Raw genomic sequence first — 24,272 nt, 5'->3', positions numbered from 1 at the left:
AGACGTATGGAGAAGCGACAGTCCGGTCCGGGTACGTCCCTGGTGGCCGCGCGGCCCCGGCGACGTCTGCGCATGCTGCGGCGGGTGCTGGTGGCCTCGGTGACGGGTACCGCGGCGGTCGGCGGGGCGCTGCTGCTGCTGCCGAGGGAACCGGCCCGGAACGGCCCGCCGGCACCGGCACCCGGCCCGCGGGCCCCGGTCGCGGTGACCGCCGGGATGCCGGCTTCGCTGCCCGACCTGACGCGGCTGATCGGGGACCGGGAGAACCATCTGCGGACGCATCCCCGGGACGCGCGGGCGTGGGCCTCGCTGGGCACCGCCTACCTGGAGCGGGGGCGGCAGAGCGCCGACGCCGCGAACTACCCGCAGGCCGAGCACGCGCTGCAGACCTCCCTCGAGGTCGCGGGCGGCAGGAACGTCGAGGCGCTGGAGGGGCTCGCGGCGCTGGCGAACACGCGCCGGGACTTCGCTGCGGCCCGGGAGTGGGGCGAGCAGGCGAACACGCTGGCGCCGAAGCGGTGGACGACGTACGCGGTGCTGATCGACTCCTACACCGGGCTCGGCGACTACAAGGCCGGCCGGAGCACGCTGGACAAGCTGATGGCGCTGCACACCGGCGCCGCCGTCCGCCCGGCGGTGATGGCGCGGGCGTCCGCGGTGTACCGGGACCGGGGCTGGCGCGAGGACGCGGCGGCCCAGCTCTCCGACGCGGCGGCGGCCGCCCGCAGCCCCGCCGAGCAGGCCGACTACCTCGCCCGTGCCGGGCAGCTGGCCTGGGAGCGCGGCGACCGCCAGGACGCGCTGCGGCACTTCGACGCGGCGCTGCGCGCGGACCCCGGGCAGCGGGCCGCGACGGCCGGCCGGGGCCGCGTACTGGCCGCGCTGGGGCGGACCTCCGAGGCGCTGACCGCCTACCAGTCGGCGCTCACCGGGCAGCCCTGCCCCGAGTACGCCCTGGAGCTGGGCGAGCTGTACGAGTCGCTGGGCCTTCAGGAGGAGGCGCAGGCTCAGTACGACCTGCTGCGGACCCGGGCGGAGCGGGACCGGGCCGGCGGGGTGGACGAGGAACTGCTCCTCGGGCAGTTCGAGGCGGACCACGGGGACCGGGAGGAGGCCGTCGGGCTGCTGGAGGACGAGTGGGAGCGGCAGCCGGGCATCGAGGTGGCGGACGCGCTGGGCTGGGCGCTGCACCGGGTGGGTGACGACGAGGAGGCGCTGCACTACGCCCGGATCGCCACGGACAAGGACAAGGGGGGCGGGGTGCGCAGCGCGCTGTACTCGTTCCACCTGGGCATGATCGAGGGCGAGCTGGACCAGACCGGGCCCGCGCGCCGCCATCTGCAGGAGGCGTTGCGGATCAACCCGTACTTCTCGCCGTTGCGGGTGCCGGTCGCCCGGGCGGCGCTGGCCCGGTTGGGTCAGCCGTCCGACGAGGAGCCGCCGGAGGGCTGACCCGGAACCCGGAGCCTCACAGGTTGCCGCGCCGCTCCTGCTCCCGCTCGATCGCCTCGAACAGGGCCTTGAAGTTGCCCTTGCCGAAGCCCATGGAGCCGTGCCGTTCGATGATCTCGAAGAAGACGGTCGGACGGTCCTGGACCGGCTTGGTGAAGATCTGCAGGAGGTAGCCGTCCTCGTCGCGGTCGGCGAGGATCTTCAGCTCGCGCAGGGTCTCCACGGGGACGCGGGTGTCGCCGACCCACTCGCCGAGGGTGTCGTAGTAGGTGTCGGGGGTGTCCAGGAACTCCACCCCGGCCGCGCGCATGGTGCGTACCGTCTGCACGATGTCGTTCGTGTTCAGCGCGATGTGCTGGACGCCGGCGCCGCCGTAGAACTCCAGGTACTCGTCGATCTGGGACTTCTTCTTGGCGATCGCGGGCTCGTTGATCGGGAACTTGACCTTGAGCGTGCCGTCGGCGACGACCTTCGACATCAGGGCGCTGTACTCGGTGGCGATGTCGTCGCCCACGAACTCCTTCATGTTCGTGAAGCCCATGACCTTGTTGTAGAACTCCACCCACTCGTTCATCCGGCCGAGTTCGACGTTGCCGACGCAGTGGTCGACGGCCTGGAAGGTGCGCTGGGCGGGGGGTTCGACCATCGGCTTCGCGGCCACGTAGCCGGGCAGGTAGGGCCCCTCGTAGCGGGAGCGCTCGACGAGGGTGTGGCGGGTCTCGCCGTAGGTGGCGATGGCGGCGAGGACGACGGTGCCGTGCTCGTCCTTCACCTCGTAGGGCTCGGCGACGGAGCGGGCGCCGTGCTCGATCGCGTAGGTGTACGCGGCGCGAGCGTCCGGGACCTCGATCGCCAGGTCGATGACGCCGTCGCCGTGCTCGGCCACGTGCTGTGCGAGGAAGTGGCCCCAGGTCGTGGCGGGCTTGATCACGGAGGTGAACACGAAGCGGGCGGAGCCGTTCTCCAGGACGTAGCTCGCGGTTTCCCGGCTGCCGTTCTCCGGTCCGGAGTAGGCGACCAGCCGCATGCCGAAGGCGGTGGAGTAGTAGTGCGCCGCCTGTTTGGCGTTGCCCACGGCGAAGACGACCGCGTCCATTCCCTTGACCGGGAAGGGGTCGGCCTGCCGGGCGGTCGTGACGGGAGTGTGGTCTGTGGTCTGCGTCATAGCGGAAGCGTGACCCCGGTCCGCAAGGTGCGCAACAGTTCGCGTATTCGCTGGGCAATCTGCTCGGCGACATGGCACCGTCGGCGGTATTTCTGTACAGGATGACCATCTCAGGAGGCGGGTATGGCGATCGATCGGCTGGACGGGCGCATCATCGTGCTGCTGGCCCGGGAGCCGCGGATCGGGGTCCTCGAGATGTCCCGGCGGCTGGGGGTCGCGCGGGGCACGGTGCAGGCCCGGCTGGACCGGCTCCAGTCGAACGGGGTCATCCGCGGGTTCGGCCCGCAGGTGGACCCGGCGGCCATCGGCTATCCGGTCACGGCGTTCGCCACGCTGGAGATCCGGCAGGGGCAGGGACCGGACGTGCGCGCCCATCTGGCGACCGTGCCGGAGGTGCTGGAGCTGCACACCACCACCGGCAGCGGGGACATGCTGTGCCGGCTGGTGGCCCGCTCCAACGCCGATCTCCAGCGGGTGATCGACCGGGTCGTCGGTTTCGACGGCATCGTCCGGGCCGCCACGGCGATCGTCATGGAGAACCCGGTGCCGCTGCGGATCATCCCGCTGGTGGAGCAGGCGGCGGAGCAGGCGGAGGGGGCGGGGTGAGGTGGCCCAGCACCACATCGCCGACCTGCGCGCCCGAGGCCGGCGGTGGCCTAGCAGTTCGGGACCGGGCCCTTGCCCTTCTCCAGGGCCAGCAGGGAGTTCACGGCGCCCTTCAGGGTGGTCACCGGGACCAGCCGGAGACCCTTCGGCAGCTCCGCCTTCGCGTCGGCGCACTCGGCCTTCGGCACCAGGAAGACGGTCGCGCCGTCCCGTCGCGCGGCCTGCGTCTTCAGGGCCACGCCGCCGACCGCGCCCACCTTGCCGTCGGCGCTGATCGTCCCCGTACCCGCGATGGTGCGGCCGCCCGTCAGGTCACCGCCGCCGCCGTCGCCGTGCAGCTTGTCGACGATCCCCAGGGAGAACAGCAGACCCGCGCTGGGCCCGCCGACGTCGGCGAGCCTGAGGGTGACCTTGACCTTGCCGCTGCTCAGCCCCAGGTACTTCAGGGCGGCCTCGGTCGCCGCGCCCTGGGACTGCTGCATCTGCTCGGCGTTGTGCTTCTCGATCTCCTTGACACTGTTGCCGCTCGGATAGACCGCGTCACGCGGCATCACCGCGCGGTCCGTGCGGAACCAGTTGCCGAGTACGTCGCCCAGCGAGACACGGGCGTCCGGCGAGGTCGCCTCGATCGTCGTCATCCGCAGCTGGCCGCTCGTCCCGCGGGCCGGTGCGCCGGAGACGGTGATCACCGCGGTGCCCTTGTTCTTGCCCAGCACGTTCGCCGTCATCCCGGGCTGCGCCACCGAGAACGGCAGCGGGGCGAGGACCGCCGTGACGATCAGGGCCACGACGGGCAGGGCGCAGACGGCGGCGGCCTGGGGACGTGAGAGGCGAGAGAGCACGGGTTCAATCTACGGGACGCCCACTTCCGGCCACGGTCCGGTCAGCCCGCGTACGGATCCCGTCGCCGGCGGACGTGCGAGCGTCCGGACCGGTCTGCGTGGTCACCAGGTGCCGGAGTTGGAGCCGCCGCTGGTGTGGCGCTGTCCCGAACGGCTGCCGTGCCAGTCCAGCACCAGCGCGGTGGCATCGTCCGCCAGGTCTCCCCCGCACGCGTCATGGACCTCCGCGGTCAGGGCCCGGACCACCTCGCGGGGGTGTTCGTCGCGGGTGTCCCGGATGACGGTCCGCAGGTCGACCGCGCCGGCACAGCGTTCATGCATGCCGTCCGTGATCAGCACCAGACGATCGCCCGGCTCCAGACGGAGCCGCTGTACCTCGTAGCCGCGCGGTGCGGGCACCCCGAACGGCAGGTTGACCTTGAGCTTCAGCTCCTCCACGTGGCTGCCGCGCAGCCGCAGCGGCCAGGGATGACCGGCGTTGACCAGCCCGCACTCGCCGGTTTCCAGCTCGACGCGCAGCAGCTGGCCGGTGGCCATGCCGCGAGCGTGCTCGGCGACGGCGCGGTGGGCGGCATACGCCTGGTCGAGGAGACCGCCGCCGGCACGGCGGACCCCGCGCAGGGCGTTGACGGTCACCGTGGCCAGCAGCGCCGAGGCCGTGTCGTGACCCATCGCGTCCGTGATCGACAGATGCAGGACGTCCTGGTCGAGTGCGTAGTCGTAGGTGTCGCCACCGATGTCCTCGGCCGGGGCCAGGCCGCCCGCCAGGGTGAACTGGGCCGCCTCGCAGCAGGACGCCGACGGCAGCAGCTGGTGCTGGATCTCCGCCGCCAGGCTCACGGCGGCGGTGCGCCGGCCCCAGTGGTAGAGGTCGGTGAAGCGGCGGTCGGTCACCACGATGTACGCCAACGCGTGCGCCGCCTGCGCCACCGCTTCGCGGACCGTCTCATCCGCCTGCGGAACCACCACGTCCAGTACGCCGATGGAGTCGCCGCGGTTCGTCACCGGCGCCACCAGCCGGCTGGTCCCCTCCTCCTCGTCGTCCGACTGGTGCAGGCGCTGGGAGCGCAGCACCCGCTCGTAGACGCTGCCCGCCAGCTCGAACCGCTCCGCCTCGCCGCGCCCCTGACCCGCCCTGCCGGCCCTGGGCAGCCGAACGGCTTCCCGGCCGAGTATGTCGACGAACAGCAGCGACACCTCTGCCGCCGAGAACCGCTTCTGCAGGTTCCAGGCCACCACGTCCACCGACTCCACCGGCGCGGCGTCCTCCGCCGCCCGCAACAGCTCGTCCAGGCCCAGGCCCTCGTCGCCGGCCACATGCACCTCCCCGGTCATCCATCCCGGATTCCCCGGCAGGCCCGCCCGGATACATCAGGCGGAGCGAAGCCCCGGCGGCAGCCCCGGCCGGCGCTTCACCCGGCCCCGGTCGCGGGCAGTCGTGCCCGGCGCAGCGGCATCCCGTCAGCGCCGGGCAGCGCGACCCGCGCGCCCCGGCAGTGACCCCGGCCGGCGGCTCCCCCCGCCCGGCCGAGCCGGCCGAGCCGGCCAAGCCGAGCGCAGCGTCACCGCAGCGCCTCCGCGACCTCCCGCGCCGCGTCGACGACGCGCTGCCCCACCCGGTCCGGCACGGCGTCCGCCAGCATGACCACGCCGACGCTGCCCTCCACACCCGTGACCCCGAGCAGGGGCGCCGCCGCCCCGCTGGCCCCGGCCTCGAGTTCACCGTGCGTCAGGATGTACCCCGGCTCCGCGGACGGTGAATGCCGGGCGGCGAGGATCGCCCGGCCCGCGGCCCCGCGGTCCAGGGGATGCCGGAAACCCGCCCGGTAGGCCACGTGGTAGTCCGTCCACGTCGGCTCGACCACCGCGACGGCCAGCGCCTCGCTCCCGTCCACCAGCGTGAGGTGGGCGGTCGCCCCGATGTCCTCCGCCAGCGACCTGAGCGCGGGCAGCGCCGCCTCCCGTACCAGCGGGTGCACCTGCCGGCCCAGTCGCAGCACACCCAGTCCGACGCGGGCTCGCCCGCCCAGATCACGCCGTACGAGCGCGTGCTGTTCGAGGGTGGCGAGCAACCGGTACACGACGGTCCGGTTCACGCCCAGTTTGGTGGACAGCTCGGTGACGGTCAGCCCGTGGTCGGTGTCGGCGAGCAGTTTGAGGACGCGTAGTCCCCGGTCGAGCGTCTGAGAGGTCTCCGCGGTCACGACGCCCACTCCTTCGGTGGTGAGGTCGGCAACCCCTGAGCGAGGGATGTGTCACCGAGTCCCGTCAGCGACGCGCGTCAGAGGCCGCCGATCGACAGACGGGCCCGGCGGCTCCGGAACCGGTCGCTTCACGGCTGCGCTCCGCGGCGGCGCTGCCACGGGGCGTGTGCGTAGCGGGACAGTAGCGAAGCGGGTTCGCTGAGCGGAAGCCTCCGTCCAGAATCCGGGCGCCAGCCGCCATGGCCTGCGACCTTCGTCCTGATACGTGCGGCGCGCCCGCCGCGCCGTGCGCCCCTGGGGCCGCGGGGCGGATCAACGCATACGCGTCGCCCACTCCTGCACCTTGGCGATCCGCTGCCGCAGCTGCCCGGCCGTGGCCTCGGCGCTCGGCGGCCCGCCGCACACCCGCCGCAGCTCGGTGTGGATCACCCCGTGCGGCTTGCCGCTCTGGTGGACGTACGCGCTGACCATGGTGTTGAGCTGCTTGCGCAGCTCCATCATCTCCTTGTGGGAGACGACGGGCCGCCGCTCGGCGGGCAGCTCCAGCAGGTCGGCCTCGTCGTCCGGCTTCTTGCGGCTGTGCGCGATCTGCCGGGCCTGCCGCTTCTGCAGCAGCAGCTGCACCTGGTCGGGTTCGAGGAGTCCGGGGATACCGAGGTAGTCCTGCTCCTCCTCGCTGCCCGGGTGGGCCTGCATACCGAACTCGGCGCCGTCGTACAGCACCCGGTCGAAGACGGCGTCGGACTCCAGCGCCTCGAAGGGCAGCATGTCCTGCTCGCCGGTGTCCTCGTCCTGCTCCTTGTTCGCCTCCTCCATCTCCTTCTCGGACTCGGCGTACGGGTCCCCCTCGCCCTCCTTCTTCGGCTTGTCGAGGGCGTGGTCCCGCTCCACCTCCATCTCGTTGGCGAAGGTGAGCAGGTCGGGGACGGTCGGCAGGAAGACCGAGGCGGTCTCGCCGCGCCGCCGGGACCGTACGAAACGGCCGACGGCCTGGGCGAAGAACAGCGGGGTGGAGATGGTGGTGGCGTACACGCCGACCGCGAGCCGGGGTACGTCGACGCCCTCGGACACCATGCGGACGGCGACCATCCAGCGGTCGTTGTTCCCGCTGAACTCGTCGATCCTGCTCGAGGCTCCGGCGTCGTCGGACAGCACGAGGGTGGCCTTGCTGCCGGTGATCTCCCGGATCAGCTTGGCGTACGCGCGCGCCGAGTCCTGGTCGGAGGCGATGACGAGGGCGCCCGCGTCCGGGATGGCCTTCCTGACCTCGGTGAGCCGCTGGTCGGCGGCGCGCAGCACGGCCGGCATCCATTCGCCGCGCGGGTCCAGGGCGGTGCGCCAGGCCTGGCTGACGGCGTCCTTCGTCATCGGCTCGCCGAGCCGGGCGGCGACCTCGTCACCGGCCTTCGTGCGCCAGCGCATGTTGCCGCTGTAGGAGAGGAAGATGACGGGCCGGACGACGTGGTCGGCGAGCGCGTTGCCGTACCCGTACGTGTAGTCGGCGGCGGACCGCCGGATCCCGTCCTGCCCCTCCTCGTAGGTGACGAAGGGGATCGGGTTGGTGTCGGAGCGGAACGGCGTGCCGGTGAGCGCGAGTCGCCGGGTGGCCGGCTCGAACGCCTCCAGACAGGCCTCGCCCCAGGACTTGGAGTCACCGGCGTGGTGGATCTCGTCGAGGATGACGAGGGTCTTGCGCTGCTCGACCCGGTTGCGGTGCAGCATGGGACGCACACCGACACCGGCGTACGTCACGGCGACGCCCTGGTAGTCCTTCCCCAGGGGTCCCGCGCTGTACTCGGGGTCGAGCTTGATGCCTATCCGCGCGGCCGCCTCCGCCCACTGCTTCTTCAGGTGCTCGGTCGGCGCGACCACGGTCACCTGCTGCACGACGTGGTGGTGCAGCAGCCAGGAGGCGAGCGTCAGCGCGAACGTCGTCTTGCCGGCGCCCGGCGTGGCGACGGCGAGGAAGTCACGCGGCTGCTCCTGGATGTACTTCTCCATCGCCCCCTGCTGCCAGGCACGCAGCTTGCTGGCGGTGCCCCAGGGGGCACGGCCCGGGAAGGCGGGCGAGAGGTGGTGGTTGTGCGTGGAGGAAGCGGCGGTGGTAGTCACGGTCTCCGAGGATCTGGACGTCGGGCTGCTCGTCTGCGTATGACAACCGGGCCACCCTACCGGCGGCCCGGCGGTGCCGACGCGCGGACGAGGCCGGGTCACCGGCGGGTGGGACCCACGTCACATCGACTACTCCGCCAACTCCCGCAGCGCCTCGCCGATGACCTTGACTTCCTCCAGGCTGCCGGTCGCCACCGCGACGACAAGGCGCTCTGCCGCGTCGATGTCCGGGCGCAACTGCACCTCGTTCATGGCCAGAAAGACGACACAGGACACCCAAGCCGTGCGCTTGTTCCCGTCGACGAGGGGACGATTGATCGCCAGTGACTGCAGCAGGGCCGCCGCCTTGTCGAAGAGGTCGCTGTACGCCTCCTGCCCGAACATCGAAGCCGAAGGGCGGTGCACAGCCGACTCCAGCAGGCCCGCGTCGCGTACGACGACGACCTGGTCATCGACCGCGTGCTCAGCGATGGCAAGGACATCCTCGGCCGACAGGTACACGTAGGTCACTTGAGCCGCTCCAGCAGCTCGGCCCACTTGGCGGTCTGCTCCTTGGCGGCCTTGCGAACCAGGGCCTCATGAGCCGTCCGAGCCAGATAGTCGTCCACGGCCCGCAGCAGTATGGCGTGCATACTGACCCCTTCCTCCTCGGCTCGCACCTTCAGGGCTTCCGTCTGGTCGTCGCGGAGACGCAGGTTCATAGCCATACCGAAATGGTACTACGTCATGGGGTCATATTGGTACCACTCGCTGGCATCAGCCGCGTCGTCACCCAGACCCCGACCAGCGCCACCCCCGCCATCGGCAGGAACACCGCGGCGAACGCGACCCCGGAGGCACCGGTGTGTCCGCCTGCCGTGACCGCCGTACTGCCGCCGCCCAGCGCCGCGAAGGCCGCTCCCGCCGCCGCGAGGCAGACGACGTTGGCGAGGGCGTCGGAGATCTGCAGTGCGGCGGAGTTGGTGCCGGCCTCCTCCGGGGCGGACAGCTGGAACAGGAGTACGCCCGCGGAGGAGATCACCAGCCCCATGCCGAAGCAGCCGAACGCCCAGGCGACGGCGACGGTCCACACCGGCACCGCCGGTATCAGCACACTGGGCGCGGTGGTGATGGCCGCCGCCACCAGCAGCATCCCGAAGGTCATCAGCCGCTCCCGGTACGGCGCGAACCGCGCCCGCGACTGCACCCAGGAGCCCAGTGCCCAGGTCGCCCCGCCCGCCGCGAGCGAGAAGCCCGCCAGTGTCGGCGACAGCCCCCGCCGGGTGACCAGCATCAGCGGCACGAAGGACTCGGAGGCGATGAAGGACCCCGCGGCGACCCCGCGCAGCAGCACGACCGACGGCAGCCCGCGGGCCGCCCGGTAGGTGCCGCGCGGCAGCAGCCCGAGCACGGCCGGCACGAGCAGCGCGGCGCCTGCGGCACCGGGCAGCAGGGAGACCCACCGCAGGTCCTGCGCGGCGTACTGCAGCAGTCCCGCGCCGAGGGAGATACCGAGCGCGAGCCGGATGCGCCGCCGGTCGAAAGCGGTCACCGCCGCGTCGTCGACGGGTCCTCCGGCCCGGCGCCGTATCTGCGGCAGCGCGAGGGCCAGCGGGAGGGTGACCAGCACCGGGATACCGAGGAACACCCAGCGCCAGCCGAGGTGCTCGGTCACCGCGCCCGCCGCCAGGGGGCCGACGACCGACGGCACGACCCAGCCGGCGGCGAAGGCGGCCATGATGGCGGCCCGCAGCCGATCGGGATAGGCACGGCCCACGACGACGTAAAGGGCGACGATCACCAGCCCGCCGCCGAAGCCCTGCACGGCCCGCCCCACGATGAACACCCACATCGCCCCGGCGGTCCCGGCCACCACCAGCCCCGCGGCGAAGGCCCCGATCCCGGTGGTGAGCGCCCCGAGCGGCCCCCGCCGGTCGGACCACTGCCCGGCGAGCACCATGCCGAACAGGCTCGTCGTGAAATATCCCGAGAACGCGAACGCGTACAGCGACACCCCGCCCAGGTCCCGCGCGGCGACCGGCATCGCCGTCCCCACCGCGGTCGCCTCGAAGGCGATCAGCACCACGACGGACACGATCCCGACGGTCAGCGCCCGGTGGGCCCGCCCGAGGACGGTGTCCGCCGCTCCGTCGACGGGGGCGGCGACTTCGGCATCGCGTCGTTCAAGGGCGTCCATGGCCGTCAGCGTAAGGCGCACGGCCCGGTTTGACCCCTGTCCGAGGTCGCCTGCACCCCGGGACCTTGGTCCTACACCCCCGTTCATGAACGCCGTATGGCAGTCCCGTTGCAGCCCCGGCGCCTCCCTTGAGCCCCTCCCCCGCCCCGCCCTACGGTCGTCTCGTCAACACGGCCGGGTGCCCGAGTGGTTCAGGGACTCGCCTGCGCTGCATCCATCAGCGAGCTCCGCTCGCGGGGAGTCACGCGGGTCCGATTCCCGCCACGGCCGTGTTGGACGAAGTTGATCACGGCCGTGTGCCCGAGTGGTTCAGGGACTCGCCTGCAAAGCGAGTAACGCGGGTTCGATTCCCGCCACGGCCTCGGAAACAGTGCACCGCGATGGCTACTGGGCGAGGTGCAACTCCCTTCAGCTTGCGCATCCCTGACTGTCCATCAGGGTCACCTCAGGGTGATCTTGGGGCTGTCACCGATGGTGGGGTGCGCCTCGTGGTCGGCAGGCTGAGGGGCATGTCGAACGCCACCGCTGATCGTCCTCGCGCTTCCGTCGTCCGCCGCGCCGCCGTCTCCGTCGTCGGCGCCGTCGCCCTGGCCGCTGTCACGGGGGTGTACGCGCCCGGTGTCGCCTCGGCACGGCCCCTGGCGACCGCCGATTTCAGTGACTGCCCGGCCCTGCCCGCCGGTGTCGACCCGGGCAAGTGGCGGTGCGAGGTGCACACCGCGGCGCCGAAGCTGACGATCGGCAAGGTCGGCGTGGCGCTCGCGCCGATCACCATGACGCATGCCGAGGGGCCCCTGGCGGACGGTACCGACGGGCAGGTGTGGGGCGCGATGCGCAGTGCGCCGACCGCGCTGGGGGACGGGTTGCCCGGGGCGATACGGCCGGAGTACGGGGGCCGCTCCGACTTCTACACGGGGCAGTTCAGTCTGCGGTTCCGGTTGATCAGCCCCTGGCTGCCGCACAGCTGCGTCATCGGGGCGGGCGAGCCGGTCGACTTCCGGATGAAGCGGTCGGGGCCCTCGGAGTGGGTCTCGCAGGATCCGCCGGTCATCAAGTTCTCGGCGTACGACGACACCTTCACCGCCCCGGCCGCCGAGCACTGCGGGCCGCTGACCGGACCGCTCAACCGGCGGCTCGGCCTGCCGGCCGCGAGCGGCAACCTGATGACCTACGACGCCACCTACACCTTCAAGACCTACGACCGGCTCCCGGAGCGCTGACCGGCCGCTGCGGCTGCCGGGACCGCTCAGAGCACTCCGCCCGCCTCGTCCTGGAAGCGGTCCGTCCAGTAGTGCCAGTCGGCCCCCGTCGTGGTGCCGGTCGGGTCGATGGAGGCCAGGGTCTGGATCATCGCCGCGGCCAGCTGGTCGTAGGCCCGGGTGGTCAGTTCGTGCCCCAGGTGATCGTCGATCGTGCGCTCGTGGTGCAGGAGCCAGAGGGTGAAGGCGAGGGTGGAGACGTCGGTGTTCAGGGGGTACAGGGCCGCCTCGGGCTCGCTGAGGTTCAGGACCGCGCCCGTCCTGCCGTCGATCACCAGGCTGTTGTCCTCCGTCAGGTGGCCGAGGCGTATCAGATGGTCGGCGTGGGCGGGGAGGACCTCGAGGGGGTGGTCGTCGGCGCGGTCCGAGGTGAAGTACTCCGTGAGCGTGGGCAGGGAGACGTCCGTGTCCAGGTGGAAGAGGACCGCGTTCTCCGGCAGCCCGGTCTCGCGCAGGAAGCGGCGGGTCGGCTCGTGGGTGAGCGCGGCCGGGAAGTCGACCTCCTCGAAGCGGGCCACCCGGCCCTGACCGAACTCCTGGTCGAGCAGGCGGGCGGGGAGGTCCAGTCTGAGGCCGGAGTCCGTGCCGGGGCCCGCGACCAGGGCGAGGGGACGGATCAGCGCGGCCGCCTTCCAGTACGGGGGAACCTCACCGCCCGTGCCCTCCTCGAAGAGGGCGAGGAGACGGCGGGACGCCTCCGTGGCCGCCTTGGTGCCGTGCCGGCCCGCGTACGCGGCGAACTCGCCCCGGAGGGCGGCCAGTTCCTCCGTGACCGAGGCGAACCGGACCAGCGCCTCCAGCGAGGGCGCGAAGGGCCGGCTGTCCATCGCCTCGAAGAGGTACGTGGTCGTGATCTCGCCCGTACCGCCGTCGAGCAGCAGGGATTCCGGGTCCATCCCCGCGGGGTTGAGCAGTTCCCCTATCACCAGCCGGTTCCGCAGATGCTCGGCCGGGTCGTCCGCGGCGTCCGCGAGCGTGCGCAGCCCCGCCGTACGGAGCGGGTCGAACGTCAACAGGTCGCTGTCACCGGGCAGTCCGGGGCCGGTCAGCCAGTGGCGCGTCGGGGCGTGCGTGACGTACGGGCCGAGGTCGTCCTCGGTCAGGGTGATCACCGCGACACCGGCGTCAATCGTGCTCATCGCTCCCCCGCGATTCAGTCGTACGTGGTGCGTCGTACGTGGTGCGCACTGCGTAGTGCGTGAGCGGGACACGGGCCGTCCCCACTGATCGGAACAGTACGCCGCCCCACTGACAACGCCCCGCAGGAGAGGACGTCAGGCGACCCGGGCCCGTTCCGCCGCGGACGGGAGCATGATCAGGAAGGCCCGTGCCTCAGGTGAAGTAGACCCCGCCCAGCACCACCACGACCGCCGCCATCACGAACAGCAGGATCCACAGCAGCAGCTTGCCGACCGCCGGCGGCGGCTCGTAGCGCGGCTCCGGCGACTCCTGGGGCTCCTGGCCGTTCACTGGGCCGTCACCACCGCGGCCTGGGGGCGGATCGGGAGGCGGTTGACCGGGCGGCCGGTCGCCGCGCGGACGGCGGAGGCGATGGCCGCCGGGGAGGTGACCACCGGCACCGCGCTGGCCGCCTTCGCGCCGAAGGGGGCGACCACGTCGCGTTCCTCGACGAGTTTGACGATCCGGATGTCGGGGGCGTCCAGGGCCGTGGGCAGCGCGTACCCGGTGAGGTCGGGGTGCCGGATCAGGCCGCGCGGGGTGCGCAGGTTCTCGGTGAGCGCGATGCCGACGCCCTGAGTGACGCCCGCCTCGATACGGGCCTCGAGCTGGGCCGGGTTGAGCACGCGGCCCACGTCCTGGGCGACGGCCAGTTCCACGACCCTTACGGAGCCGAGTTCGATGTCGACGTCCACCACCGCGCGGACCGCGCAGAAGGCCAGGCCCACGAAGGCGTCGCCCTGGCCGGAGGCGTCGAGTGGTTCGGTGGGGTGGGGGCGGCACTGGGCCGTGGCCCACAGCTCCTTGCCCTCCAGCGCCTCGGTGACGGTGGTGGACAGCACGCCGTCGTACGACGTGATCTTGCCGTCGGTGATCTGGAGCAGCTCGGTGGACATGCCGAACTTGTGCGCCAGGGGCTGCAGGAGTTGTGTGCGGACCATCTTCGCCGCCCGTTCCACCGCGCCGCCCGACACCCAGGTGTGGCGGCCGTGGCAGCTCGGGCCGGCCGGGGGCTGGTCGGTGTCCACGGGTGCCACGTGCACCTCGTCGATGCCGAGCGTGTCCTGGACGATCTGCCGGGCCAGCGTGGTGAAGCCCTGGCCGGTCTCCACCGCCGCGCAGAGCACGGTGGCGATGCCGTCGTGGACCTTCACCGTCGCCGTCGAGACCTCGTCCGCGCCCTCCGCGCCGAGCATGTGCACCATGCCCACGCCGTAGCCGACGCCCCGGCGTACGGCGCCCGGCTCGCCCGCGCCCTCGGGGCCGCCGGGCAGCAGCCACTCGTCCTCGGGGGTGTCCTTGGGCAGCGGCGGGAGCGGGAAGTCCCGTACCGCCTGGAGGAGCTCGGCGACCGGCGCCGGGCAGGTGACGGTCTGGCCGATCGGGAGGACGTCGCCGGTCGCGAGGGCGTTGCGCAGCCGCACCTCCGCCGGGTCCAGGCCCAGCTTCTTGGCGAGCTTGTCCATCTGCGCCTCGTAGGCGGCGCACACCTGCATGGCGCCCTCGCCGCGCACATGGCCGGAGGGCGGGTTGTTGGTGCGTACCGCCCAGCCCTCGATGAAGGCGTTGGGGACGACGTACGGGCCGCAGGCGAAGGAGACGGCGGCGGCCAGGGCCTCGGCGGACGTGTCGGCGTACGCGCCCGCGTCGAGGAGGATCTGCGCCTCCACCTTGACCAGCGTGCCGTCGGCGGCGGCGTGGTGGCGGTAGCGCAGCAGTGTGGGGTGGCGGTGGGTGTGGCCGAGGAAGGACTCCTCGCGGCTCGCCGTCAGTTTCACCGGGCAGCCGGTCTTCAGGGCCAGCAGTCCGAGCGGCAGCTGGAAGCCCTGGTCCTCGCGGTCGGCGGTGGCGCCGGGGACGCCGGTGACGACGACCTTCACGCGTTCGGGGGCCAGGCCGAAGACGGCGGCGGCGGTGTTGCGGTCGGTGTGCGGGTCGGTGGAGGCCAGGTAGAGCTCCACGCCGCCGTCGGGGCGGGGCACGGCGAGCCCCGCCTCCGCGCCGATGGGGGCCGGGTCCTGGCGCCCGATGCGGTACAGGCCCTCGACGACGATCTCGCCGTGCGCGTCCGGGTCGCCGTGGCGCAGCGGGATGTGCCGGATCAGGTTGCCGTCGGGGTGCAGCGGTTCGGCCTCGAAGGCCTGTTCGGGGTCGGTGACCGGGTCGAGCACCTCGTACTCGACGATGACGGCCGCGGCGGCCATCCGCGCGGTGTCGGGGTGGTCGGCGGCGACGGCGGCGATGGGCTCGCCGTGGTGGCGTACGACCTCGGAGGCGAACACCGGGCGGTCGGGAGTGCCCCGGCCGTGCCGCGGGGTGCCGGGGACGTCCTCATGGGTGACGACGGCCCGTACGCCGGGCATCTCGCGCGCGTGGGAGGTGTCGATGGACACGATGCGCGCGTGCGCGTGCGGGGAACGCAGTACGGCCGCCCAGAGCAGGCCCTCGGCCCACAGGTCGGCGGCGTACGGGAAGGTGCCTTCGGTCTTGGCGCGGGCGTCTGCGGCCGGCAGGGAGGCGCCGAGGCCGTGCGGGAGCGGGTCGGCGGCGGGGGCGGGCTCCGCGGCCGTGGTCGCGGTGGCGGTCTCGTTGCTCACGCCTGGCCTCCGTCCTGGCCGTAGTGCTGGTCGTGCGGTGCGGGACCGCCGAAGACCCCTCCGGCACCGCCGAAGGTCCCCGGTGAGTCGAAGGCCGACGTGTTGACGCCGCCGGCTCCCGGGCCCGCCTGGTGGGGAATACGTACCCCGTCCGTGTCCGTCTCGGTCTCGGCCGCGGCATGTGCCTCGCGTTCGGCGACGACCTCCTGGACGGCGTCCAGGACGCCCCGGTAGCCGGAGCAGCGGCACAGGTTGCCGCACAGCGCCTGACGCGTCTCGAGGTCGGTCGGTGCCGGGTTGCCCTCGAGCAGGTCGTGCACGGTCATCGCCATGCCGGGAACGCAGAAACCGCACTGCACCGCGCCGCACTTGGCGAGCGCCCGCTGCACGTCGGAGGGCCGGCCGTCCACCGCGAGGCCCTCGACGGTGCGCACCTCGCTGCCGGCGGCGGTGACGGCGGGGACCAGGCAGGAGGCGACGAGCCGCCCGTCGACCTGGACGTTGCAGGCCCCGCACTCGCCCTGCGAGCAGCCGTCCTTGGCCCCGGCGAGCCCGAGCCGCTCGCGCAGCACGTACAGCAGCGACTCGCCGATCCAGGCGTCGGTGACGGGACGCTCGGTGTCGTTCACGCGCAGGACGTAGGAGGCGAGCGGGTGTTCGTCGTGCGCGGGCGGCGGGGGCACCTCGTCGGGTGCGGCGGCCTCGGGGGCGGGCGCCTCGTCCGGCGGTGCGGTCTCCTCGGCCGTGGCGGCCTCTTGCGCGGCCTCCGGCCCGTGGGCGGGCCCGTCGTCCGTCCCGGGCTCCGCGGGCGGCTCAGCGAGCCCGTCGGGGGCCTGTGCGGCCTCCCGGGTGTCCGGGACCGGCTCGGGGTCGCCCGCCTGCGCGGGCTCCGGCGTCCGCTCGGCCGGCGGCTCGGGGTAGGTCTCGGGCCGGAACTCCTCGTGGGCGGGGTGTCCGGGCACCGGGTGACCCGGCTGCGCGGTGGTCGCCTCCGGCTCCGGCTGTCCCCACGGCTGCCCCGCCGTCTCCGTCACCCAGGGCGCGGGCGCGCCGCCCGGGAGGGTGGCCGGAGGGTTGCCGCCACCCCACTGCTCGACCAGGGATGACGCGGTGAACTCGCCCGATTCGTCCGGGAGGTCGCCCCCGGCCACGGGGATGGACCACTCACCGGTCACGTCGTGCCCGGGGGCCGGTGCGGCCGCGGGCTCGTCGTAGGTCCAGTGCTGGGTGGCGGCGGGGTTGTACGTGAACCGGTCGTCCGGCTCCGCTCCCGTCCCCCGGGGCACGGCGTTCGGGTCGGGCCAGTGGGCGCCGGTGTCCTGCACCGCCCAGGTGCCGCCCGCCGTCGGGTCGGCGCCCGGGTCGACCCCGGGGGCCACCGTTATCTGCGGCGGCACGTAGCCGTGACCCGGCGCGGCCAGGAGGGCGTCGATGCCGCCCTCGGGGAGCTTGACGAAGGCGGTGGCGCCGTCGTCGTAGTCACCCTGGGGCAGCGGGTCCCAGCGCCCGCCGCCCTGGGACGTGCCCTCTCCGTGCTGGTCGTCGGTCACGACAGCGCCCTCCCCAGTGCTCGTCGGGCCAGTGCGGCGACGGTGCGCCGCAGGTGCAGTACGGCGGGCGGAAGCTGCGGTACGGAGCCGTCCTGCTCCGGGGCCGGGTCGGGGATGCAGGCCGCGGAGACGTACTCGCCGAAGGCGTGCAGCGCCTCCGGCACGATCGCGCGGTCGCCGTCCCAGTCGATGAGCCGGCCGACCCACTGCTCGGCCTCCAGGGGCCGCAGGGGCATCGGCGCTATGGCACCCACCGCGCACCGCACTCCGCGCCGGGCCGGGTCGAGGACCAGCGCCACGGAGGCGACCGCCCGGCCGGGGCCGGTCCGTCCGGTGGCCTTCAGGAAGACCTGCGGGGCGTGCAGCAGCGGCACGCGCACGTAGCCGATGAGTTCGCCGCCGCGCAGCATGTCGACCCCGGCCAGCAGGTGCGAGACCGGGATCTCCCGGCGGGCCCCGCCCGGGCCCGCGATGATCAGCGTCGCCTCCAGGGCGGCCAGGACCGGCAGCGCGTCGCCGGTGGGCGCGGCCGAGGCGATGTTGCCGCCCAGGGTGCCCGCGTTGCGGATGTGCGGCGGGCCGGCGGCGCGCGCGGCGGCGGCGAGCGCCGGGATGAGGGCCGCGAAGTCGGGGCGGCCCATGCGCGCGTGCGTGAGGCCGGCGCCGAGCAGCGCGTGGCCGTCCTGGTACTGCCAGCCGCGGATCTCGCTGATCCGGCCGAGGCCCACCAGGGCGGCGGGCCTGAGCTGTCCGGAGTTGACGGCGGCCATCAGGTCGGTGCCGCCGGCCACGGGTACGGCCGTGGGCATGGCGGCGAGCGCCGCCACGGCCTCGTCCAGTGTCGTGGGCAGCGTCACGGCCTGCGCCGCCTGCGGTGCGTGCGTGGTCAAACCGGCTGCCCCTTCCCGCTGCCCCACCTGGTCCCACCTGTGTTGCCGTACGGTACGTGCTGACAGGCCGGACGTGGCAACTCTGGCACATCTTCGCAGGGCCCGGACGCGGGGGTCCGCTAGGAGTGATTCACACCCGCCACTGCGGAGATGGTCCGTTTTCATACGACATCATCGACGTACGGGGATTGACGCCTTTCGTAGCTTTTTACGGGGTTCTTCCGTTGTGTTCGCCCTAGCTGTTCGGGGGCGGCCCGTCGACCGGGCGCCCGAGCACCCCGGGCCGCCGCTGCCAGGGCCGGGGGCCGGCGGGCGGGCGGTAGGCGACGCCCAGGGCGTCGAGCCGGCCGTAGTGGGCGGCCATCCGGCGCTCGAAGCCGGTGAAGTCCCGTTCCGCCGGGGCGGGCAGCGCGCTCCAGGCCACCTCGGCGAAGGCGGCGAGCCGCGGGAAGGTCTGGTAGTCCACGCGCGCGGGGTCCTCCATCACCTCCGTCCACACGTTCGCCTGGGCGCCCAGCACATGCCGGGTCTGTTCTTCGTCCAGCTCCGGTGGAACCGGCTCGAACCGGTAGACGTCCTCCAGGGTGCGTACGTAGCCGATCGGTACGGGCTCGTCCTCGCCGGGCGCCTGGCGGTGGTCGAGGTACACGTGCTGCGAGGGGCACATGACGACGTCGTGGCCGGCCCGCGCGGCGGCGATCCCGCCCGCGTAACCGCGCCAGGAGGACACGGCCGCGCCCTCGGCGAGCCCGCCCTCGAGGATCTCGTCCCAGCCGATGAGCCGGCGGCCGCGCGCGGAGAGCCACTTCGCGAAGTGGCCGATGAACCAGGACTGCAGTTCGTCCTCGTCCGCGAGACCGAGTTCCTTGATCCGGGACTGGGCGGCCGGCGATCGCCTCCACTGCTCCTTGGGGCATTCGTCGCCGCCGATGTGGATGAATTCCGACGGGAAGAGCGCGAGCACTTCCTCGAACACCCCTTCGTAGAAGCGGAGGGTGTTGTCGGTGGGGGCGAGTACGTTGGGATTGATTCCCCAGGTGTCCCAGACGGAAAGGGCGGTGGTGTCGATGACGTCGGTGTTGCCGAGCTCCGGATACGCGGCGATGGCGGCCTGCGAGTGGCCCGGTACGTCGATTTCCGGAACCACGGTGATATGCCGATCGGCGGCGTAGGCGACGATCTCCCGGATGTCGTCCTGGGTGTAGTAGCCGCCGTGCGGTTTCTCGTCCCACAGCGGTGAGGCCCCGTGCCCGGTTTTCGTCCGGGTGCGCCAGGATCCGACCTCGGTCAGTCCCGGATATCGCTCGATCTCGATCCGCCAGCCCTGGTCGTCCGTCAGATGGAGGTGGAGGACGTTGAGTTTGTGCGCGGCCAGGAGATCCAGATAGCGCAGCACGCCGTCCTTGGGCATGAAGTGCCGGGCGACGTCGAGCAGGAGGCCACGCCAGGCGAAGCGCGGTGCGTCCTCGACGATCTGGTGCGGGATCACACGGGCGGCCCCCGGGCGCACTGGAGCCCGCCGGAAGGCGTCGGGGCCGAGCAGCTGACGCAGGGTCTGGGCACCCCAGAAGACCCCGGCCGCGTCACCGCCACGGATCTCGACCCCCCAGCCGGATACGACGCCGAGCCGGTACGCCTCCGGCCCCAGCGTGTCGTCCAGGTGCAGGCGTACGGAGTTGCGCGCGTCCTGCGGCCCCGACGGCAGGGGCAGGCCGAGGGCCGCGCCCAGCGTGGCGCGCAGCCAGCGCTCCGTGGTGCCGGTGCCCGGGCCGGCCCACAGGGTGGTGTCCCGGTCGAGCGTGACGGCGCAGCGCATCGGGCCCTCGATGGCGCGCGGTGCAGGAATCAGTTCGCTCACGTCAGTCCTCGTCCCCAGCCGGTGCCCGAAGCCGTTGCATCATGCGCAACCAACGTTCCGCAGATCACAACAGCACGAGGCTAGGGGCGCGCCGACCCGCCTACAAGAGGTCTCGACCAATCGCCCGCGCGGGCGCGCGAAAGCCCCCGGGGCGTGCGGGACACCCCGGGGGCCGCGTCGGCGGCTGGGGACCGGCCCCAGCGGCCGCTACTTGTCCTTGCCGCCCTCGTCGCCTCCGCTGTCCATGGATTCGTAGATCTCCTTGCACATGGGACACACGGGGTACTTCTTCGGGTCGCGGCCCGGCACCCACACCTTGCCGCAGAGCGCCACGACGGGGGTGCCGTCGAGGGCGCTCGCCATGATCTTGTCCTTCTGGACGTAGTGGGCGAAGCGCTCGTGGTCGCCGTCGCCGTGGGACACCTGCGGCGTCGGCTCTACGAGGGTCCCCGTACCAGTCCCGCGCTCGGGCTCGAGAGTGCTCATAAGCCCCAGAGTAGTCAACTGTCCGCCACTAATGCGACGGGCTCGCACAACGGGCATCACTGGCTGTGACGCAGCGTTTGCGTCCGGCCCCGCTCCGCTGGCGCGGTGGCGGGGCGGGGGCCGTTGACGGGGCCCCGCGTCTCCACAACTCCCGCGCTCGGGCGCGGATGTTGCGGGAGCTGTTCCGGTCCGCGTGCGCAACGACGCCGCGGTTCCGGCACGCGAACCGGGCCTGCGAGACCCGGTTCGCCTTGTCGATGTCCCCGCACTCGGCGCAGGTGCGGGAGGTGTACGCCGGATCGACGTGCACCACCGGTACCCCTGCCTTGCGGGCCTTGTACGCGATGAACTGCCCCAGCTGGGCGAAGGCCCAGCTGGAGTGGGTGGCCCGTTGGGGCTTTCGAAGCCGTACCCGCTCGCGGATGCCTGTCAGGTCCTCGAGGGCGATCCCGCGACCGGTGCGTTTTCCGCCTCGGCCACCACATGCTTCGCGATCTTGTGGTTGATGTCCCGAGCCCGCCGCGCCTCTTTGAATCGGCGCTTCTTCAGCCGAGGTTCGGCGGACGGGGTGTTTTTCTTCTGCAGCTTGCTGCGGAGGGCGCGCTCCCGTACCCGGACCCGGTTGATCTCGCGTCCGGCCATGATCTCGCCGTCGGAGGTGGTGGCGATGTTCACGATGCCCAGGTCGATGCCGAGGAAGTCCACCGGATCCGTGTTCGCCGGTGCTTCGGGCACCTCGCAGGAGCAGATCCAGCGGCTGGTCACCGAGGCGCGGCGTTCAGGAACCACATGCCGTCCCGGCACACCAGATCGGACTCGCCCTTGCGGTACAGAGCCAAGGTGGCCAGTTGCTCCAAGGATGCGGTGAACCCCACGTCCCTGATCCGCCCGGCAGTCGTCCAGATCGAGACCCGCCGCTCGGCGATCTGCCAGGACGGCATCCGGTCGTCGTACGGCTGCGCCCCGTACGGCCGGAAGGCGACCGGCCTCTCCGTCGCCCTGCGGTAACGCTGCGAGCCCGGCCTGCCCAGATTCCCGGCCCTCCGGTTCGCCTCCAGGGTGGCGTACGCGTCACACGTCTTCTTGATCACGCGCTGCGCGGCCTGTGCCCCCAGACCCCACCAGGCCTTGATCTGCCCGTAGGTGTGCTCGCGCAGCGCGAAGTTCCTCCGCACCCCCTTTTCGAACGCAATCTCACTGGCCCAGGTCGCCGCTCCATTGCAGGCACGCAGCGTCGCCTCCAGCGTCGCCGCCTGCTCGGGCGTAGGCAGCAGCCTGACCTGCACCACCAGTTTCACGACCAGTTAAACCTGCACAGGCGCACGACAACCCACTGCAGGTTCACCATGACTCACCCGACCGGGGGACGCCTAGTGCTGCCTGCTCGTCTGAACCTTGAGGCGCCTTGCAAGGAACTGCTGAAGCTCACGCCCTTCAGTTCAGCGAAGGGTCGTCCGGATACGTGGCCACCATCGCCAGCTCGCTGCGCTGGCGGCGCAGTACCTCGCGCCAGAGTCTCTCCGGGGAGGGCGAGGAGACGTCCCCGGGCTCCGACTCGACCACGTACCAGGCGCCCTCCACCAGCTCGTCCTCCAGCTGGCCGGGGCCCCAGCCGGCGTATCCCGCGAAGATGCGCAGGGAACCGAGGGCCGAGGCCAGCAGCTCGGGCGGGGCCTCCAGGTCGACGAGCCCGATCGCCCCGTGCACCCGGCGCCAGCCGAGCGGGGTCCGGTCGCCGCCCGTGCCACCGGGGATGACCGCGACGCCGAGTGCCGAGTCCAGCGACACCGGGCCGCCCTGGAAGACCACGCCGGGTTCGCCGGTGAGATCGGCCCAGCCCTCCAGGATGTCGCCCACGTCCACCGGGGTGGGCCGGTTGAGGACGACGCCGAGCGAGCCCTCCTCGTCGTGGTCGAGGAGGAGCACCACGGCACGGTCGAAGTTCGGGTCCGCCAGGGCGGGGGTCGCCACGAGCAGCCGCCCTGTGAGCGAGGACACCTCGGTCATGCCAGACATGATCCCGCATCTTCCCCTGGTGTGGGGAGCCAATCGGGGCCGGGGAGTGAATGCAGCTCAGGGTGCATGGGTGCACCCGGGCGCACGCCGGGGCGACGGTGACGCGATGTGCCCGGTGGTGAACGGTCCGTGTTGTGACACAGCTATGACCTAGCTGGGCGGTACTTGGGCTTACGGGAGGGGGGTAATCGGCGATTACCCTGTCTTCTCCGGCCCTGCGCAAAGTGATCGGCCGACCCCTGCCCGACTCCATGGAACGCGAGATTCATGACCGTCAACGACGATGTCCTGCTTGTCCACGGCGGCACCCCGCTGGAGGGCGAGATCCGTGTCCGCGGCGCGAAGAACCTCGTGCCCAAGGCCATGGTCGCCGCCCTGCTGGGCAGTGCGCCGAGTCGACTGCGCAACGTTCCGGACATCCGTGACGTGCGCGTCGTGCGCGGCCTGCTGCAGTTGCACGGGGTGACGGTCCGTCCGGGCGAGGAGCCCGGCGAACTGGTGCTCGACCCGACGTACGTGGAGAGCGCGAACGTCGCCGACATCGACGCCCACGCGGGTTCCAGCCGTATTCCGATCCTGTTCTGCGGTCCGCTGCTGCACCGTCTCGGCCACGCCTTCATCCCGGGCCTGGGCGGCTGCGACATCGGTGGCCGCCCCATCGACTTCCACTTCGACGTGCTGCGGCAGTTCGGGGCGACGATCGAGAAGCGCGCGGACGGCCAGTACCTGGAGGCTCCGCAGCGGCTGCGCGGTACCAAGATCCAGCTGCCGTACCCGTCTGTCGGCGCGACCGAGCAGGTGCTGCTGACGGCCGTACTCGCCGAGGGCGTCACCGAGTTGTCCAACGCGGCCGTCGAGCCGGAGATCGAGGACCTGATCTGCGTTCTGCAGAAGATGGGCGCGATCATCGCGATGGACACCGACCGCACGATCCGCATCACCGGTGTGGACAAGCTCGGCGGCTACACCCACCGCGCCCTCCCGGACCGCCTGGAGGCCGCGTCCTGGGCGTCTGCGGCGCTGGCGACCGAGGGTGACATCTACGTCCGGGGCGCCCAGCAGCGGTCGATGATGACGTTCCTGAACACCTACCGGAAGGTGGGCGGCGCCTTCGAGATCGACGACGAGGGCATCCGCTTCTGGCACCCCGGCGGGCAGTTGAAGTCGATCGCCCTGGAGACGGACGTGCACCCCGGCTTCCAGACGGACTGGCAGCAGCCGCTGGTGGTGGCCCTGACGCAGGCCACGGGCCTGTCGATCATCCACGAGACGGTCTACGAGTCCCGCCTGGGCTTCACCTCCGCACTGAACCAGATGGGCGCGCACATCCAGCTCTACCGCGAGTGCCTGGGCGGCTCCGACTGCCGCTTCGGCCAGCGGAACTTCCTCCACTCCGCGGTGGTGTCGGGCCCCACGAAGCTCCAGGGCGCCGACCTGGTCATCCCGGACCTGCGCGGCGGTTTCTCGTACCTGATCGCCGCGCTGGCGGCCCAGGGCACGTCCCGGGTCCACGGCATCGAACTCATCAACCGCGGCTACGAGAACTTCATGGAGAAGCTCGTGGAGCTGGGGGCGAAGGTCGAACTCCCCGGCAAGGCCCTCGGCTGACCCCACCCGAGCCACCCGCCCCCGCCCCGAGCAGTCCGCTCCCGGCCGGGGGTCCGGGGGTTGCCCCCGGGCAGACACAGCATGGAGAAGCTCGTGGAGCTGGGCGCGAAGGCCGAACTCCCCGACAAGGCCCTCGGCTGACCCCACCCGAGCCACCCGCCCCCGCCCCGAGCAGCCCGCTCCCGGCCGGGGGTCCGGGGGTTGCCCCCGGGCAGACACAGCATGGAGAAGCTCGTGGAGCTGGGCGCGAAGGCCGAACTCCCCGGCAAGGC

General features: G+C 72.2%; 20 protein-coding genes, 2 tRNA genes and 1 pseudogene. 6 read left to right on the top strand and 17 right to left on the bottom strand.

What is annotated here, in order from left to right:
- The first annotated feature begins 6 nt into the window (after positions 1 to 6).
- A complete protein-coding gene (locus ACWC21_RS10050; protein WP_450880007.1) occupies positions 7 to 1,452 on the top strand; it encodes a tetratricopeptide repeat protein in 1,446 nt (481 codons plus the stop codon).
- A 16-nt stretch (positions 1,453 to 1,468) separates the two neighbouring features.
- On the opposite strand, the gene hppD is transcribed toward ACWC21_RS10050, so the two are convergent.
- Positions 1,469 to 2,617, bottom strand: a complete 1,149-nt coding sequence (hppD, locus tag ACWC21_RS10045; RefSeq protein ID WP_450880005.1) for a 4-hydroxyphenylpyruvate dioxygenase — start codon at positions 2,615 to 2,617, stop codon at positions 1,469 to 1,471.
- Positions 2,618 to 2,740: 123 nt separating this feature from the next.
- Between hppD and ACWC21_RS10040 the strand changes: the two genes are divergently transcribed.
- Entirely contained in the window at positions 2,741 to 3,223 is a 483-nt protein-coding gene (locus tag ACWC21_RS10040) for an Lrp/AsnC family transcriptional regulator (protein ID WP_389154123.1), read from the top strand.
- A 50-nt stretch (positions 3,224 to 3,273) separates the two neighbouring features.
- On the opposite strand, the gene ACWC21_RS10035 is transcribed toward ACWC21_RS10040, so the two are convergent.
- The 7 genes from ACWC21_RS10035 to ACWC21_RS10005 all read right to left on the bottom strand — a co-directional run bounded on the left by ACWC21_RS10035 (position 3,274) and on the right by ACWC21_RS10005 (position 10,557).
- On the bottom strand, positions 3,274 to 4,065 hold the full coding sequence (locus tag ACWC21_RS10035) for a S16 family serine protease (protein WP_450880002.1): 792 nt from the start codon (positions 4,063 to 4,065) through the stop codon (positions 3,274 to 3,276).
- 102 nt (positions 4,066 to 4,167) lie between these two features.
- A complete protein-coding gene (locus tag ACWC21_RS10030; protein WP_450880000.1) occupies positions 4,168 to 5,400 on the bottom strand; it encodes a PP2C family protein-serine/threonine phosphatase in 1,233 nt (410 codons plus the stop codon).
- Between the two features lie 227 nt (positions 5,401 to 5,627).
- Entirely contained in the window at positions 5,628 to 6,269 is a 642-nt protein-coding gene (locus ACWC21_RS10025; RefSeq protein WP_450879998.1) for an IclR family transcriptional regulator, read from the bottom strand.
- Positions 6,270 to 6,581: 312 nt separating this feature from the next.
- Positions 6,582 to 8,381, bottom strand: a complete 1,800-nt coding sequence (locus ACWC21_RS10020; RefSeq protein ID WP_450879996.1) for a DEAD/DEAH box helicase — start codon at positions 8,379 to 8,381, stop codon at positions 6,582 to 6,584.
- 129 nt (positions 8,382 to 8,510) lie between these two features.
- A complete protein-coding gene (locus ACWC21_RS10015) occupies positions 8,511 to 8,891 on the bottom strand; it encodes a type II toxin-antitoxin system death-on-curing family toxin (protein ID WP_450879994.1) in 381 nt (126 codons plus the stop codon).
- Complete coding sequence (locus ACWC21_RS10010; protein ID WP_450879992.1) at positions 8,888 to 9,088, bottom strand: ribbon-helix-helix protein, CopG family; 201 nt, start codon at positions 9,086 to 9,088, stop codon at positions 8,888 to 8,890. The genes ACWC21_RS10015 and ACWC21_RS10010 overlap by 4 nt, the downstream gene beginning before the upstream one ends.
- 17 nt (positions 9,089 to 9,105) lie before the next feature.
- Positions 9,106 to 10,557 (bottom strand): MFS transporter, encoded by a 1,452-nt coding sequence (locus tag ACWC21_RS10005; RefSeq protein ID WP_450879990.1) that lies wholly within the window; start codon positions 10,555 to 10,557, stop codon positions 9,106 to 9,108.
- Positions 10,558 to 10,729: 172 nt separating this feature from the next.
- Between ACWC21_RS10005 and ACWC21_RS10000 the strand changes: the two genes are divergently transcribed.
- The 3 genes from ACWC21_RS10000 to ACWC21_RS09990 all read left to right on the top strand — a co-directional run bounded on the left by ACWC21_RS10000 (position 10,730) and on the right by ACWC21_RS09990 (position 11,777).
- Positions 10,730 to 10,827: transfer RNA gene (locus ACWC21_RS10000), tRNA-OTHER, on the top strand.
- Positions 10,828 to 10,847: 20 nt separating this feature from the next.
- A tRNA-Cys gene (locus ACWC21_RS09995) sits at positions 10,848 to 10,919 on the top strand.
- A gap of 147 nt (positions 10,920 to 11,066) precedes the next feature.
- On the top strand, positions 11,067 to 11,777 hold the full coding sequence (locus ACWC21_RS09990) for a hypothetical protein (RefSeq protein ID WP_450879988.1): 711 nt from the start codon (positions 11,067 to 11,069) through the stop codon (positions 11,775 to 11,777).
- A gap of 26 nt (positions 11,778 to 11,803) precedes the next feature.
- Here the strand turns inward: ACWC21_RS09990 and ACWC21_RS09985 are convergent, their stop codons facing one another.
- The 9 genes and pseudogenes from ACWC21_RS09985 to ACWC21_RS09945 form a co-directional block, all read right to left on the bottom strand.
- On the bottom strand, positions 11,804 to 12,955 hold the full coding sequence (locus tag ACWC21_RS09985; RefSeq protein WP_450879986.1) for an SUKH-4 family immunity protein: 1,152 nt from the start codon (positions 12,953 to 12,955) through the stop codon (positions 11,804 to 11,806).
- Positions 12,956 to 13,148: 193 nt separating this feature from the next.
- Positions 13,149 to 13,286 carry a hypothetical protein gene (locus ACWC21_RS09980; protein WP_450879984.1) on the bottom strand — a complete coding sequence of 46 codons (138 nt, stop codon included), beginning with the start codon at positions 13,284 to 13,286 and terminating at the stop codon, positions 13,149 to 13,151.
- Entirely contained in the window at positions 13,283 to 15,592 is a 2,310-nt protein-coding gene (locus ACWC21_RS09975) for a xanthine dehydrogenase family protein molybdopterin-binding subunit (protein ID WP_450879982.1), read from the bottom strand. The genes ACWC21_RS09980 and ACWC21_RS09975 overlap by 4 nt, the downstream gene beginning before the upstream one ends.
- Positions 15,589 to 17,142: a 2Fe-2S iron-sulfur cluster-binding protein gene (locus tag ACWC21_RS09970; protein WP_450879980.1), complete on the bottom strand. Its 1,554-nt coding sequence runs from the start codon at positions 17,140 to 17,142 to the stop codon at positions 15,589 to 15,591. The genes ACWC21_RS09975 and ACWC21_RS09970 overlap by 4 nt, the downstream gene beginning before the upstream one ends.
- Complete coding sequence (locus ACWC21_RS09965; RefSeq protein ID WP_450879978.1) at positions 17,139 to 18,032, bottom strand: FAD binding domain-containing protein; 894 nt, start codon at positions 18,030 to 18,032, stop codon at positions 17,139 to 17,141. Before ACWC21_RS09965 ends, ACWC21_RS09970 begins: the two co-directional genes overlap by 4 nt.
- 235 nt (positions 18,033 to 18,267) lie before the next feature.
- Entirely contained in the window at positions 18,268 to 19,890 is a 1,623-nt protein-coding gene (locus ACWC21_RS09960) for a beta-N-acetylhexosaminidase (RefSeq protein WP_450879975.1), read from the bottom strand.
- A 207-nt stretch (positions 19,891 to 20,097) separates the two neighbouring features.
- A complete protein-coding gene (locus ACWC21_RS09955; RefSeq protein ID WP_388803936.1) occupies positions 20,098 to 20,376 on the bottom strand; it encodes a DUF3039 domain-containing protein in 279 nt (92 codons plus the stop codon).
- Between the two features lie 28 nt (positions 20,377 to 20,404).
- Positions 20,405 to 21,674 (bottom strand): annotated as a pseudogene (locus tag ACWC21_RS09950) (RNA-guided endonuclease InsQ/TnpB family protein).
- Positions 21,675 to 21,810: 136 nt separating this feature from the next.
- Entirely contained in the window at positions 21,811 to 22,383 is a 573-nt protein-coding gene (locus ACWC21_RS09945; RefSeq protein ID WP_450879973.1) for a YqgE/AlgH family protein, read from the bottom strand.
- A gap of 276 nt (positions 22,384 to 22,659) precedes the next feature.
- On the opposite strand from ACWC21_RS09945, the gene murA reads away from it, so the two are divergent.
- Positions 22,660 to 24,000 (top strand): UDP-N-acetylglucosamine 1-carboxyvinyltransferase, encoded by a 1,341-nt coding sequence (murA, locus tag ACWC21_RS09940; RefSeq protein ID WP_388803930.1) that lies wholly within the window; start codon positions 22,660 to 22,662, stop codon positions 23,998 to 24,000.
- Positions 24,001 to 24,272: the final 272 nt, after the last annotated feature.

Source organism: Streptomyces sp. NPDC001348 (genome assembly GCF_053597535.1).
Note: the sequence above shows the minus strand (reverse complement) of the source record. Positions and strands in the feature narration are given on the sequence as shown.

Excerpts from the sequence above, each read along its gene's own strand:
- ACWC21_RS10010 (WP_450879992.1), bottom strand. The coding sequence starts at position 9,088 with ATGGCTATGAACCTGCGTCTCCGCGACGACCAGACGGAAGCCCTGAAG.
- ACWC21_RS09985 (WP_450879986.1), bottom strand. The coding sequence starts at position 12,955 with ATGAGCACGATTGACGCCGGTGTCGCGGTGATCACCCTGACCGAGGAC.
- ACWC21_RS10040 (WP_389154123.1), top strand. The coding sequence starts at position 2,741 with ATGGCGATCGATCGGCTGGACGGGCGCATCATCGTGCTGCTGGCCCGG.
- ACWC21_RS09955 (WP_388803936.1), bottom strand. The coding sequence starts at position 20,376 with ATGAGCACTCTCGAGCCCGAGCGCGGGACTGGTACGGGGACCCTCGTA.
- ACWC21_RS10050 (WP_450880007.1), top strand. The coding sequence starts at position 7 with ATGGAGAAGCGACAGTCCGGTCCGGGTACGTCCCTGGTGGCCGCGCGG.
- ACWC21_RS10030 (WP_450880000.1), bottom strand. The coding sequence starts at position 5,400 with ATGACCGGGGAGGTGCATGTGGCCGGCGACGAGGGCCTGGGCCTGGAC.
- ACWC21_RS10005 (WP_450879990.1), bottom strand. The coding sequence starts at position 10,557 with ATGGACGCCCTTGAACGACGCGATGCCGAAGTCGCCGCCCCCGTCGAC.
- murA (WP_388803930.1), top strand. The coding sequence starts at position 22,660 with ATGACCGTCAACGACGATGTCCTGCTTGTCCACGGCGGCACCCCGCTG.
- ACWC21_RS09990 (WP_450879988.1), top strand. The coding sequence starts at position 11,067 with ATGTCGAACGCCACCGCTGATCGTCCTCGCGCTTCCGTCGTCCGCCGC.
- hppD (WP_450880005.1), bottom strand. The coding sequence starts at position 2,617 with ATGACGCAGACCACAGACCACACTCCCGTCACGACCGCCCGGCAGGCC.
- ACWC21_RS09945 (WP_450879973.1), bottom strand. The coding sequence starts at position 22,383 with ATGACCGAGGTGTCCTCGCTCACAGGGCGGCTGCTCGTGGCGACCCCC.